Origin of the sequence: Caldanaerobacter subterraneus (assembly GCF_004345675.1) — a bacterium.
GTDB classification, from domain to species: Bacteria; Bacillota; Thermoanaerobacteria; order Thermoanaerobacterales; family Thermoanaerobacteraceae; genus Thermoanaerobacter; species Thermoanaerobacter subterraneus.
On record NZ_SLWU01000011.1, the window covers coordinates 54,311 to 67,110 of the forward strand.

The 12,800-nt window shown below is 32.9% G+C and carries 16 protein-coding genes and 2 pseudogenes; 11 read left to right on the top strand and 7 right to left on the bottom strand.

The window, feature by feature from the left end; translation table 11 throughout:
* Window positions 1–10 precede the first annotated feature (10 nt).
* The 5 genes and pseudogenes from EV203_RS06605 to EV203_RS14220 all read left to right on the top strand — a co-directional run bounded on the left by EV203_RS06605 (window position 11) and on the right by EV203_RS14220 (window position 4,071).
* The gene (locus EV203_RS06605; RefSeq protein WP_207910871.1) at window positions 11–523 is read left to right on the top strand and encodes a Gx transporter family protein; all 513 of its coding nucleotides are present in this window, start codon (window positions 11–13) and stop codon (window positions 521–523) included.
* Window positions 524–554: 31 nt separating this feature from the next.
* Window positions 555–1,523 carry a polyprenyl synthetase family protein gene (locus EV203_RS06610; protein WP_132039724.1) on the top strand — a complete coding sequence of 323 codons (969 nt, stop codon included), beginning with the start codon at window positions 555–557 and terminating at the stop codon, window positions 1,521–1,523.
* 37 nt (window positions 1,524–1,560) lie between these two features.
* The gene (locus EV203_RS06615; protein WP_132039726.1) at window positions 1,561–2,586 is read left to right on the top strand and encodes an FAD:protein FMN transferase; all 1,026 of its coding nucleotides are present in this window, start codon (window positions 1,561–1,563) and stop codon (window positions 2,584–2,586) included.
* A gap of 24 nt (window positions 2,587–2,610) precedes the next feature.
* The gene (locus EV203_RS06620) at window positions 2,611–3,540 is read left to right on the top strand and encodes a prenyltransferase (RefSeq protein WP_132039728.1); all 930 of its coding nucleotides are present in this window, start codon (window positions 2,611–2,613) and stop codon (window positions 3,538–3,540) included.
* A gap of 114 nt (window positions 3,541–3,654) precedes the next feature.
* Window positions 3,655–4,071, top strand: a pseudogene (locus EV203_RS14220) (FMN-binding protein).
* Between the two features lie 140 nt (window positions 4,072–4,211).
* Here EV203_RS14220 and EV203_RS06630 read toward each other — a convergent pair.
* Window positions 4,212–4,355: a DUF438 domain-containing protein gene (locus tag EV203_RS06630; RefSeq protein WP_341765404.1), complete on the bottom strand. Its 144-nt coding sequence runs from the start codon at window positions 4,353–4,355 to the stop codon at window positions 4,212–4,214.
* Window positions 4,356–4,389: 34 nt separating this feature from the next.
* Here EV203_RS06630 and EV203_RS06635 point away from each other — a divergent pair.
* Window positions 4,390–4,671, top strand: a pseudogene (locus EV203_RS06635) (pyridoxal-phosphate dependent enzyme); the annotation flags it as partial.
* Between the two features lie 164 nt (window positions 4,672–4,835).
* Here EV203_RS06635 and EV203_RS06645 read toward each other — a convergent pair.
* From EV203_RS06645 to EV203_RS06655, 3 genes are all read right to left on the bottom strand, one after another.
* Window positions 4,836–5,012 carry a MarR family transcriptional regulator gene (locus EV203_RS06645; protein ID WP_003869722.1) on the bottom strand — a complete coding sequence of 59 codons (177 nt, stop codon included), beginning with the start codon at window positions 5,010–5,012 and terminating at the stop codon, window positions 4,836–4,838.
* Window positions 5,013–5,340: 328 nt separating this feature from the next.
* Window positions 5,341–5,625, bottom strand: coding sequence for an SHOCT domain-containing protein (locus EV203_RS06650; RefSeq protein ID WP_132039730.1), 285 nt, complete (start codon window positions 5,623–5,625; stop codon window positions 5,341–5,343).
* Window positions 5,626–5,656: 31 nt separating this feature from the next.
* Complete coding sequence (locus tag EV203_RS06655) at window positions 5,657–5,845, bottom strand: SHOCT domain-containing protein (RefSeq protein WP_011026495.1); 189 nt, start codon at window positions 5,843–5,845, stop codon at window positions 5,657–5,659.
* A gap of 239 nt (window positions 5,846–6,084) precedes the next feature.
* On the opposite strand from EV203_RS06655, the gene EV203_RS06660 reads away from it, so the two are divergent.
* From EV203_RS06660 to EV203_RS06670, 3 genes are read left to right on the top strand one after another with little or no spacing between them, the layout of a single operon-like run.
* Window positions 6,085–6,780, top strand: coding sequence for a response regulator transcription factor (locus tag EV203_RS06660; RefSeq protein ID WP_132039732.1), 696 nt, complete (start codon window positions 6,085–6,087; stop codon window positions 6,778–6,780).
* Window positions 6,743–8,128 carry a sensor histidine kinase gene (locus tag EV203_RS06665; RefSeq protein WP_207910869.1) on the top strand — a complete coding sequence of 462 codons (1,386 nt, stop codon included), beginning with the start codon at window positions 6,743–6,745 and terminating at the stop codon, window positions 8,126–8,128. Before EV203_RS06660 ends, EV203_RS06665 begins: the two co-directional genes overlap by 38 nt.
* 17 nt (window positions 8,129–8,145) lie before the next feature.
* A complete protein-coding gene (locus EV203_RS06670) occupies window positions 8,146–8,385 on the top strand; it encodes an SHOCT domain-containing protein (protein ID WP_236612036.1) in 240 nt (79 codons plus the stop codon).
* 14 nt (window positions 8,386–8,399) lie between these two features.
* Here the strand turns inward: EV203_RS06670 and thiF are convergent, their stop codons facing one another.
* From thiF to EV203_RS06685, 3 genes are all read right to left on the bottom strand, one after another.
* Complete coding sequence (thiF, locus tag EV203_RS06675) at window positions 8,400–9,005, bottom strand: sulfur carrier protein ThiS adenylyltransferase ThiF (RefSeq protein WP_011026491.1); 606 nt, start codon at window positions 9,003–9,005, stop codon at window positions 8,400–8,402.
* Between the two features lie 113 nt (window positions 9,006–9,118).
* A complete protein-coding gene (locus EV203_RS06680; protein WP_132039734.1) occupies window positions 9,119–10,021 on the bottom strand; it encodes a PP-loop family protein in 903 nt (300 codons plus the stop codon).
* A gap of 19 nt (window positions 10,022–10,040) precedes the next feature.
* Window positions 10,041–10,235: a MoaD/ThiS family protein gene (locus tag EV203_RS06685; RefSeq protein ID WP_132039736.1), complete on the bottom strand. Its 195-nt coding sequence runs from the start codon at window positions 10,233–10,235 to the stop codon at window positions 10,041–10,043.
* Window positions 10,236–10,416: 181 nt separating this feature from the next.
* Between EV203_RS06685 and EV203_RS06690 the strand changes: the two genes are divergently transcribed.
* Window positions 10,417–10,782 carry an ArsR/SmtB family transcription factor gene (locus EV203_RS06690; protein WP_132039738.1) on the top strand — a complete coding sequence of 122 codons (366 nt, stop codon included), beginning with the start codon at window positions 10,417–10,419 and terminating at the stop codon, window positions 10,780–10,782.
* A gap of 19 nt (window positions 10,783–10,801) precedes the next feature.
* Window positions 10,802–12,772 (top strand): heavy metal translocating P-type ATPase, encoded by a 1,971-nt coding sequence (locus EV203_RS06695; RefSeq protein ID WP_132039740.1) that lies wholly within the window; start codon window positions 10,802–10,804, stop codon window positions 12,770–12,772.
* Window positions 12,773–12,800: the final 28 nt, after the last annotated feature.

Here is a 12,800-nt window from a genome sequence, read left to right on the forward strand (position 1 = left end):
ATATACAAATATGTCCAGGACCAAGAAAATGGTTTTTTTGTCAATACTAGTTTCTACTTCATTGATTTTATATATTATAGAAGGAATGCTGCCTGTTCCTTTTATTGCTCCTGGTGCTAAATTAGGCCTTGCAAATATAATCACTGTTACTTCTTTGTATTTATTTGGTTTTATTGATACATTAATTGTTCTCATTGTGAGAATACTATTAGCTACTTTTTTTGCTTCTTCGCCTTCTACCTTTTTCTACAGTTTAGGAGGGGGCTTGTTAAGTCTTGTTGTTATGTATCTTGTCAAAAACATTGGGAAAAATCATGTTAGTGAAGTAGGAGTAAGTGTTTCAGGGGGAGTATTTCACAATATTGGGCAGATGTTGGTGGCTTCTGCAATAGTTCAAAATATAAAGATAATGATATATCTGCCTGTGTTGATGATAGCAGGGATAGGAACTGGTATCTTTGTGGGTTTATCTTCTAAATTTCTTTTAAAACACTGGAACAAATTAAAAATATTAAAATACTAAATTTTTCTTGATAAAGGTTAAAGGTGGTTAAATGGATAAGTTTTGGAATGACAATTTAGAGGTAAAAGAAGAACTTGTAGAAGTTGTAAAAATCATGAAAAAGGGTGTAAAAAGTTCAAACAAATTAATTAGCGATATACTACTAGATATGGTAAATAATAGTGGCAAAATGTTAAGGCCTGCTTTTGTAATTATATCGGCTAAATTTGGAAATTATGATAGAAAAAAGATATTACCTTTAGCAGCTGCTATTGAGATGCTTCACATGGCGACTTTAGTGCATGACGATATAATTGACAATGCTTTAATAAGGCGCAGTAAACCCACTATTCAGGCAGAATATGGTAAAGATTATGCAGTGTTTATTGGAGATTTTCTTTTCTCTCAAAGTTTTTTGCTTTTATCAGATAATATCAATGTTGCGAATTTAAAAAAAGTCTCTAAAGTGGTTTCAAGAATATGCAAAGGAGAGATTGCTCAATTTGAAAGCCGATATGACATAAATATTACAATAAGCGATTATTTAAAAAGAATAGCTGCAAAAACTGCTGCTCTCTTTGCTTTAAGCTTTTATGTGGGAGCTTATGAAAGCAACTGTGGAGAAGAGTTGTCCAAAGTATTGGCTAGTATAGGCTATAATATTGGAATAGCTTTTCAAATTATAGATGATATTTTAGACTATACTGGGGAAGAAAGTGTTGTGGGGAAGCCTTTGTGTAATGATATACGACAGGGTGTCTTTACACTTCCTTTAATATATTCTTTAGAAAGAAATAGAGATGAAAAAATTATATCGTTGATAAAAAAGAGAAATTATTGTGAGGATGACATAAAACGCATTGTTGCATTTGTTCAACAAAATGGTGGGATAACCCAATCAAAAATGTTAGCAGAGAAGTATACTAAAAAAGCTTTTGACAAAATAGCTATGTTAAAAGATTCTCCACCAAAACAAATTTTGATTGATGTGACGACTAAGCTTTTATATAGAAATTACTAAAATTGGTTAAAGGCCTTATTCTTGGAGGAGTTATTATATGAAAAAAATTACAGCATTTTTTGGTATTTTTCTACTGATATTTATATTTTCTGGGTGTTCAAATAAAAATTCTCAACCTATATCTGATACTAAATTTGCACTGGATACTTATTGTACTTTGACTGTATACGACAAGGTTCCCAAAAAAGTATTGGATGATGGATTTAAAGCCATTGAAGATATAGAAAAGAAAATGAGCGTCACTATAGAGGATAGTGAAGTAAGTGAAATTAATAAAAACGCAGGGATTAGACCCGTAAAAGTGTCTCCTGATACTTTTTACGTTATAAAAAAAGCAATACATTTTTCTGAAATTGAAAAAGGTTATTTTGATATCACGGTAGGTCCTATAGTAAATCTTTGGAATATTGGTACCGATAAAGCCAGAGTGCCTTCAGCGGAAGAAATAAAAGCTAAACTTCCTCTTGTAAACTATAAAAATATAGTTTTAGATGAAAAGAATATGACAGTTATGTTAAAAGATAAAGGCATGAGCATAGACTTGGGAGGTATTGCGAAAGGCTATGCTGCAGATAAAGTGGCAGAAGTTTTAAAAAAAGAAGGTGTAAAGCATGCTATTATAAATTTGGGCGGTGATGTCCTTACAATTGGTACAAAACCTGATGGAACTAATTGGCGTGTAGGGATTCAAACTCCTTTTAAACCCAGAGGTGAATATTTTGGGATAGTAGAGGTTGCTGAAAAAGCTGTCGTCACTTCAGGGGTATATGAAAGATATTTTGAAAAAGACGGAAAATTATATCATCATATATTAAATCCTTTTACCGGTTATCCTGCGGATAATCACTTATATAGCGTTACTATAATAACAGATACTTCTATAGATGGTGATGCACTAGCAAAAGTTTTTGTTATGGGTTTAGATGAGGGTATGAGGGTTGCAGAAAATTTACCTGGAGTAGAAGCAATATTTGTGACAGATGATAAAAAAGTGTATATAACTTCTGGGTTAAAAGGAAATTTTAGGATTACCGATCCAGAATATACCTTAATGACTAAGTAATTCTATTTTTCTGGAGGAAGTTCTATGGATAAAAAGGAATTTTTAAGGATATGGAAGGGTTTTTGGCAGTTGGCAGATCCTAAGATATGGATAGCATCTACTGTGCCTATGTTTGTAGCGGCTGCCTATGCTTATGGTAAAACGGGAGAGTTTGACTTATTCTGGTTTGTTGTCTCAGTTATAGGCATTTACCTTATTGAGATAGGTAAAAATGCAGTCAATGAATTTATTGATTATAAATCTGGGGTAGATACTTTTGTAACTCCGGATAAAAGAACTCCTTTTAGTGGAGGGAAGAAAACTATAGTCGAAGGTAAACTTACAGTCGAAGAAACAGTAATTATTGCCTTAGTAACAATACTTGTAGCTTGTGCTATAGGGCTAGCTATTGTCATATTTAGAGAACCTCGCGTATTTATTGTAGGGCTTGCTGGAGTTTTAATAGCAGTTTTTTATAGTTTGCCTCCTTTTAAATTAAGCTACAGAGGCTTTGGAGAAATAGCTGTAGGAATAACTTTTGGGCCATTGATAGTTATAGGGATGTATTTAGTGATGACTCATCATGTAAGTATAGATGTTTTATTAGTTTCTTTGCCTATAGGGTTTTTAATAACCAATGTTCTTTGGATAAACCAGTATCCAGATTATGAAGCAGACCTCAAAGGACATAAATACAATTTGTTAGTTAGAATTGGCAAACAAAAAGGAGTGATAGTGTACGCATCTCTTTATATAGCAGCCTATCTGTCTCTTGCTTTAATAGCTTTAGTTACTAAAAATCCAATATGGCTTATGACCTTTATAACAATTCCACTAGCTGTGAGGTCTGTAAATGTTGCCCGCAAATATTATGACGAAATACCAAAGCTGGTAAAAGCAAATGCCGATACGATAAAAATATATCAAATTGTAGGACTCATAATGATTTTATCTTCCTTGGTATCAAGATTTTAGGTTTTATTAAGATATTTTTTAGAAGGGAGGTGAGCGAAAAACATTGATATTATTTTAACAAAACAGTATAATATTTTTACACAAAATTTGTATTAAAAGGGAGGCTGTGATTTTATGAGAAGGATTTTAACACTCGTATTAGTGGGATTATTTTTGGTGTTTGCAATAAGTGGCTGTTCTTCTAAAACAGCAACTGGTACTTACAAAGATGGTACTTACAAAGCGGAACAACCTAATTTTGACGAGCACGGATGGAAAGGATAGATTGAGATAACTGTAAAAGACGGTAAAATAGCATCCGTGACTTATAATGAAGTAAATAAGGATGGGCAGTTAAAGAGAGATGACCAGCAATATGCAGAAAATATGAAGGCTAAGTCAGGTGTTACACCAAAAGAAGCATTTGAGAAATTGGAACAGCAGCTTATTGAGAAGCAAGACCCTGATAAAGTAGATACTGTTACTGGAGCTACACATACATCCCAAACTTTTAAAGAATTAGCTGCAGAGGCTTTAAAGAGTGCAAAGTAATTTTTGAGTAGATAGAGAAAATAAAGGGGACAGTTTTTAAAGCTGTCCCCTTTAAAATTTATTAAGACATAAGCCTCTTTTCTCCTTCTATTGCTTTTATAGGAGCGATATCCTGTGTCACCTTCAAAATACATATATATTCACCTGTTTATTAGTTCTTGTTCTATTGCTGACAATTCTGTAGAAGTTATTCCATCTATGACATCTTTAAATTTTTCTTTAACTTCTGCAACACTTTTACCTCTATGAAGTTCTTTTATAACTTCTTTTAAAAGCTTCTGTATTCCCTATTATTAATAAGTTCACTCATAGGAAATACCTGGACCTCATAAGATACAAGAAATAGGAGCTGGATTTATTCCTGACACATTAAATCTTGACGTTATCGATGAAATTATAAAGGTAAAAGAGAGAGATGCTTTTGAAATGTCAATGAAACTTGCAAAACAAGAAGGAATTCTTTGTGGTATTTCTTCAGGCGCAAATGTTTTTGCGGCAGTTGAAGTTGCAAATCGCCTCGGGAGAGGAAAACGAGTTGTAACAGTACTACCTGATACTGGGGAAAGATATTTAAGTATGCACAAATTTTTTGAATATTGAACGATTATATACGGCTGTATCCTGGAAAAATTTGCGTTGCTGATACTCCTGCTCATTGCTTTAGTTGTATAACTGCTAGGATAAATAGTATTGGAAGAGTAGTTTCAGAAAGTTTTGGTTATAGAAAAAAGAGAGTGTAAAATCTGCACTCTCTTTTTTACAGATTATTTTGCAGAGTAATAGCATCTTTTAGGAGACATTATTAAATCTTCTTTTTTTAATTCTTTAATAGCCTTTTCAACTTCTTTTTTGTCAAGGCCTGATTTTTCTACAATATCACTAGGACGCAGAGGCTTTGAAGATTCTCTTAAAGTTTTTAATACTATCTCTTTGGCATCCATTTTATTTTTCCTCCTTAATACACATCACAATTTTATATTGATTACGATTCTAATTATAATATCAATTCTTATTTTTGACAAGAACTTCTAAAATAATTTTTTAACAATAAAATTAAGATTTCACTGGCTTCCCCAACTACTGCTTTTGCAGCTTTTCAACAAAGGGTATAACTAAAGATTTAATTTATTTAATTTATTATACAAAAGGGGTTTATCAAAAATCTGTGATTATTGTCACTTATTATACTAAAAAAAGGCAAATTATATACAAATACAGCCCCCCTTTTCTGTATTCAGAAAAATGGGGGGTTCTATCTGATTATTTAGCTCACTTTTTTAAAGTTTTAGTTATTTCTATATACTCATCTAAGGTGATTTCACCGCGAGCGTACCTTAACTTGGCAATTTCTAATGCTTCATTATTAGGATCTGTATTGTGTTTTTTAAAAAAGTTAACATTTCTAATCTGTTTTACTACCAAGTAAATTACTACGCCTATTAAAATCAAGAACAATATATTGGTAAGTCCACCGCCGAACCAAGTTCCATAACCACAAGGATAATATCCTCCAAACCAACGACCTAAACCACCCATCATATATCCTCCAAACATTATTTTCTCCTCCTCTCTAAATATTTATATTTTACAAAATGCTTTTTAATTTGTTATATTCTTCTACTGTAATTTCTCCCTTGGCTAAACGTATATCAAGTATTTTCTTTGCTTCATTCACTTGGCAATCTTTGTTTGCATTTAAATTATTAATTATTCTTTGCAGGTCACCTGTTTTGTACAAATAGAAGCCAATTGCCAAGATTAATATAAGCCCCATACATTTCAACTCCTTTCTATTTATTAAAAAACTGTTAACTTGGGTTCATTTTTATTTTAAGGCTTACTTTTGAAGAAAATATGAAGAGAAAATAAATACAGTTTAATTAAAATAATTTCCAAAAGTAAGCGATTAGATTTTTGTAAACTGTGATGTATAATATATTAAAAGAAGTTTATCAAGCTATCTTCATAAGTTATTCATAATTTTGCTGCAAAATAATAAAGGGTGGATGGAAGATGAATAAGAAAATATTTGTGGTTGATGACGAAATAAAAATACTGGAAGTTGTAAAGTCATACCTTGAGCGTGAGGGATTTAGTGTTATTACTGAAACTAATGGCAATAACGTTTTAGATACATTTAAAAAAGAAAAACCAGACCTTGTTATATTGGACCTCATGTTGCCAGGTATTTCAGGAGAGGAACTGTGTAAAAGGTTACGTCAGTTTTCCGATGTACCGATATTGATGCTTACAGCAAAAGTTCAAGAAAGTGATAAAATTAATGGATTTTCCATAGGTGCTGATGACTATATTACAAAACCATTCAGCCCACGTGAATTGGTTATGAGAGTAAAAGCAATATTAAGAAGAACAACTGATGATGTGCCTCTTGCTGAAGTAATGTCTTTTAATAATGATGACCTTGTGGTCGATTTAAGAGCACATACAGTGAGGAAAAAGGGTGTGGTTGTAAATCTTACTCCAAATGAATTTAAAATTTTAAAGATTCTAATTCGCAATCCAAATAGGGTCTTTACAAGAGAAGAATTAATTGAAAAAGTTATGGGATTTGACTATGAAGGATATGACAGGACGATTGATGCACATATTAAAAATTTAAGACAAAAAATTGAAGACGATACGAAAAATCCAGTGTATATTAGAACAGTGTATGGTGTTGGATATAAATTTGGTGATGGAAATGTTTAGAAATAATTTAAGAACAAGGGCGGCTATTGTATTTATTTCAATAGCTCTTATATCGATTGTTATTGTAAGTATTACAACAAACATCTTAATAATAAATAGCTTTGGAAATTATGTTATAAAGTCAACAGATAAAGAATTTAGCAATATAGCTAACACTCTTGCTGCAGTGTATAAATCTGAGGGAGGTTGGAAAAGTACGACAGGGCGTGAAATTGGGCATGCAGCTATGATGGAAGGATATGGATTAAGGCTTAGAGATAAAGATGGCAAAATTATATGGGATTTTTCTTCAATGTCATATATGATGAATATGATGGGAAAATGGAATAAGAAAAATATTTCTGAAAAAACTCTTCCCATCATTGTAGATGAAAAAACAGTGGGATATGTAGATATAATTTATTATGGGCCGATAATGATGAGTGACTTGGATTTTAAGTTTTTATGTGATATTAGCAGATATAATGTTATAGCAACGGTGATAGCTATTTTTATAGCATTGACTATAAGTATTTATGTGTCAAATTATATTACAAGACCATTAATTAATATTACGGAAGTTGCTAAAAAGCTTGAAAAAGGTGATTTTACTGCAAAGGTTTATGATATACCTAAAGAAGATGAGCTATTTAAGCTCACAGCTGCAATAAATCATCTTGGAGAATCTTTAAAAAATCAAGAAATACTAAGAAAACAAATGACCTCTGACATTGCACATGAGCTTAGAACACCATTGACAACATTGCAGAGTCATATTGAAGCAATGCTTGATGGGGTTTGGGAGCCGACGCATGAAAGATTGAAGAGTTTAAATGAAGAGGTCTTAAGGCTTATAAATATTGTAAAAGACCTTGAAACATTGAATAAATTTGAATCTGATATGTTAAAGCTTAATAAAATCAAATTTGACGCAAGCGAATTAGTAAAGAGCATTTTGACAAATTTTGAAGCATCTTTTGCTGAAAAAGAACAAGAAGTTGTAAAGAACATCGAAGATAACATTATGTTGTTTGGTGATAAGGACAGGATAGCACAGGTCTTCGTTAACCTAATATCAAATTCAAATAAATATACTCCTGTAGGTGGCAAAATAAAAATAGACTTTTATAAAGATGGTGATTATGCAGTATTTATTGTAGAAGATAATGGAATGGGCATATCAAAAGATGATATTCCTTTTATTTTTGAAAGGTTTTACAGAGGAGAAAAATCAAGAAATCGTGAAACAGGTGGAAGTGGAATAGGGCTTTCGATTGCAAAAGCTATAGTACTAGCCCATGGAGGCGAAATAAGCGTTGAAAGCGAGATAAATAAAGGGAGTAAGTTTACTGTTAAAATTCCTTTGTAAAGGAGGAGAGACAATTGATGCGTATGATGTGCGCATGGGGATATAGAGCGGATGTATTCATTTGGGGTATTATTTGGTCAGCAATAGAAATAGGTTTAATAATTGTAGCAATCTATTTTATTATATCATCATTTCGAGGTACGAGAAGTAGAAGTCACAAGAGTGATGCATTAGAAATTTTAAAAGAAAGATATGCAAGAGGGGAAATAAGCGAAGAAGAGTATCTGGAACGAAAAAAAATACTTGAAGAAAAATAATTATATCATCATTTTTACTCCAGCTCATTTATCATCCTTAATACTTCATCTGCTTGTATTGCGGCGACTGCCATGACTTTGGGTGCCAAAGGTTTCTTTTCATTAATCGATGTAACAAAATCACCCACAATTGAAAAGTTTTTACCCCGTTTTATTTTAATATTTTCGCAATCACCAAATCCTGCGACACCTGAAGCCAAAACCACTTTTTTATTATGTTTTTGGGCTTTTTTAAAAATCAGCGTTTTGGTAAATTCATTGTCAACAGCTTCCACAACTATATCATGTTGAGGGATTAACTCATCTAAATTTGACTCATCAATTTTTATATTTTTGGCTGCTATGTTTGCGTGGGGGTTGATTTTAAAGAGAGTATCTTTAAGGGCTAATACCTTTTTTTCTCCTACCTGGTGTAAAAAGTAATTTTGTCGGTTGAGATTTAAGATGTCTACCTCATCAAAATCGACTATTGTGAGGTTTTTAATACCACTTCTTATAAGCATCACTGCAACATTTGAACCAAGTCCACCACAGCCAATGAGAAGAATTTTTACTCTTGAAAGCTTGTCAAGCATCTTTTCATCAAAATAATTTTTAAGCATTACATCAAAAGGATTCATGCATTTTTCACTCTCCCTACTTTGTTTGTAATTTTAAATGTTGACTTTTGTGTAAGAAAAAAGGCTGGTTTTAAGAATTTTTTATACTACCAGCCTTAGGTACAATCTCTACACTAGCCAACGGTATTAGAAACTTTTGTAAGTCTGCAAAAAGAACATTCTTCCCTTGTTGTGACATGGCCACAAGTTTTGCATTCCTTCAATTCAATATTTTCTACCTCTTTGAAATGCTTTTTGCCCTTTTCAAGGAAGCCAATCAAAAAACGCTGCTTTGTGCCAGGACTTTTTTCTTCCAGTTCATTCAGCAATTCTTTATAAAGAATTGAACGAGCTCCAATTGAATAAGGACACTCTTCATGTAAAAATTCAATTTTGTTTAAAAGCACGTAATACATGTTTTCTTTTTCTGTTAAAGTATAAAGGGGCTTTACTTTTTTTATGAGTTTAGGGTGAGTTTGAGGTAAAACTGGTCCCTGTCTTGCAAGATAGCTTTCTCCCCAATTCAAAATATTGCCTAAAAGTGTTGCTGCTTCGTCATCTAGATTGTGACCTGTTGCGATAACTGAAAATCCATTGTCGTAAGCTACTTTGTTAAACAGGTATCTTTTAATTGTTCCACATACGGAACAGGGGCTTCGTTTTAAAGTCTTTGAAAGCTTGTATATATCAAGCCCGAATTCTTCTTTAATATTTTTTACAATGAGTGGAAGATTATTTTTCTTTGCAAAATTTTCAACCACTTCTTGAGACCTGTTTGAATACTCTCCAATTCCAAGGTTTATATACATTGCGGTAACGTTATAACCTTCCTTGGCTAGAACGTCCCACAGAGCCATACTATCTTTGCCGCCAGATACTACCACTAAAACTCTGTCGTCTTTTTTAAACATTTTATTTTTTTGAATGTTTTTTAAGACTTGGTTTCTATAATAATGCAAAAAACACTCAGCACAGAAGGCTGCATTATGCCTTTTTAGAGTGATAACTGCTTTTTTCTTACATCTTATGCACTTCAATTGGTAAAGCCTCCTTCTACTAACCTCCAGAAACTACCGATATTATCTCTACTACATCATCATCTTGAAGAATTTCATCTGGAGTAACTATTTCTCCATTTTTTATAAAGACATGTGATTCTAAATTTATATTCAACTCTTTTGCGAGTTTTTCAACATTTTTTGGAGCTTTTATTGTAATTTGATTGTTTTTTCCTACAAATATTACTGTCATTCTCGATACCCCCGTAGAAACCAAATCTTGAAAATTGTGTGGCAAAATTATTTATAACACATTTGAACTATTCGGTCAAGAATTTTAAAAAAGGAAATTGGAGTTCTTGAAAGGAAACAAAAATTATTATATAATAAAGTATGAACAATTATTCATATATTAAAGCAAAGAGGAGATACCTATGAAAAGAGAAGACAGCAAAATCCCAATCTGCGAAGTTAGCGTAATACATGAAGATATTATAAATAAAGTAAAAGAAGCTATGCCAGAGGAAACAAAATTGTATGACCTTGCAGAATTGTTTAAAGTATTAGGAGATACTACAAGGATAAAAATTCTTTATGCATTATTTGAATCAGAAATGTGTGTTTGTGATATTGCTGTACTTCTTGGTATGAGCCAGTCCGCAGTTTCTCATCAGCTTCGGATACTAAGGCAAAATAAGCTTGTTAAATTCAGAAAAGAAGGAAAAGTGGTTTATTATTCTTTGGCGGATGACCATGTAAAGAAAATATTTGAACAGGGTTTTGACCATATTAATGAATGAATCAGGAAGGGTGAATACTATGCAAAATAATAAAAGGGCCTTTGTTTTAGAGAGGTTTGGCTGTAAAAGTTGTGCCCTAGATGCAAAAGAAAGTCCACTGAACGCAAATTGTGATTCTGATAGTTGTAAGCTTGAGAATGATGACTCTAATGAAGTATACAGGAGAATCATTCAATATGGGATCTCTGCTATCTTGTTTGCAATAGCATTGCTATTTAATTCATTAGGTTATGTCAAATTTACCTTATTTTTTGTAAGTTATATAATCGCAGGAGGAGATGTCATCTTAAAAGCTGCCAAAAATATTTTGAAAGGGCGGATTTTTGATGAGTATTTTCTCATGAGCATAGCGACAATTGGTGCTTTTGCTATTGGAGAGTATCCTGAGAGTGTAGCAGTAATGCTTTTTTACCAAATTGGGGAACTTCTGCAGGATATTGCTGTTGATCATTCGAAAAGGTCTATTAAAGAGTTAATGAATATTCGTCCCGATTATGCTAACTTAAAAATTGGATATGAAATAAAGAGGGTTTCACCACAAGAAGTAAGACCGGGAGACGTCATCATAGTAAAGCCTGGTGAAAAAATACCACTTGATGGGAAGGTAATCGAAGGGGAATCGATGGTGGATACTTCTGCATTAACAGGAGAATCTGTTTTAAAAGAGGTTTATAAAGGCGCGGAGGTTTTAAGTGGCTTTATAAATAAAAATGGACTTCTCACAATAGAAGTAACCAGAGAGTTTGCAGAATCAACTGTTTCAAAAATACTAGGACTTATTGAAGAGGCTAGCAGTAAGAAAGCTCCTACAGAAAAATTTATGACAAAGTTTGCCAAATATTACACTCCTATTGTTGTTTTTTTGGCATTGATTATTGCTGTAATTCCTCCTTTAATTATACCAGCAGCAACCTTCAAGGAATTTATATATAGAGCACTTATTTTTCTTATTATATCGTGCCCCTGTGCACTGGTGTTATCGATTCCTTTAAGCTTTTTTGCTGGTATAGGTGCTGCCTCAAAAAATGGCATCCTTGTAAAAGGAAGTAACTATTTGGAAGCGTTAAGCAATGTAGAAACTGTTGTATTTGATAAAACAGGTACCCTTACAAAAGGGGTATTTAAGGTGACGAAAATTAAATCTGTAAATGGCATGAGCAGGGATGCGCTTTTAGAATATGCGGCATATGCCGAAAGTTTTTCAAATCATCCTATAGCAGAATCCATTTTAGAAGCCTATGGGAAAGAAGTAGACAGATCTAAAATAAAAAAGTATGAAGAAATTTCAGGAAATGGCGTAAGAGCAAATATAGAAGGAAAAGAAGTCCTTGTGGGCAATGCCAAATTAATGAAGATGGAAAATATTGATTGTGTTACCGGTGACTCAACAGGCACTATCATCCATGTAGCTATAGATAACAAATACTGTGGTTATATCCTCATATCTGATGAGGTAAAGGAAGATTCCCCAAAAGCTATAGAAAGTCTCAGGAAAATGGGCATTAAAAGGATTGTCATGCTTACGGGGGATAACAAAGTTGTAAGCGATAAAATCGCTGCTTCATTAGGGATTGATGAAGTGTATTCACAACTTCTTCCAAATGAGAAAGTTGGCGTACTTGAGAAATTGTATGCTGACAATAAAAAAGGCAAGCTCATATTTGTCGGTGATGGCATAAATGATGCACCGGTTTTAGCGAGATCTGATGTGGGTGTTGCAATGGGAGGAATCGGGTCAGATGCTGCTATAGAAGCAGCCGATGTAGTTTTAATGACAGATGAACCGTCAAAACTGGTAACAGCTATAAAGATATCCAAAAGGACAAAGTTAATAGTATGGGAAAATATTCTTCTTGCATTAGGAGTAAAAATAGTGGTTTTAGCACTTGGTGCTTTAGGGGTTGCTACAATGTGGGAAGCTGTGTTCGCCGACGTAGGTGTTGCACTCCTTGCAGTCCTTAATTCCTTAAGATTGCTTAATAAAAAATAAAAATATTATTAACTTTTAAAAAAGGAGG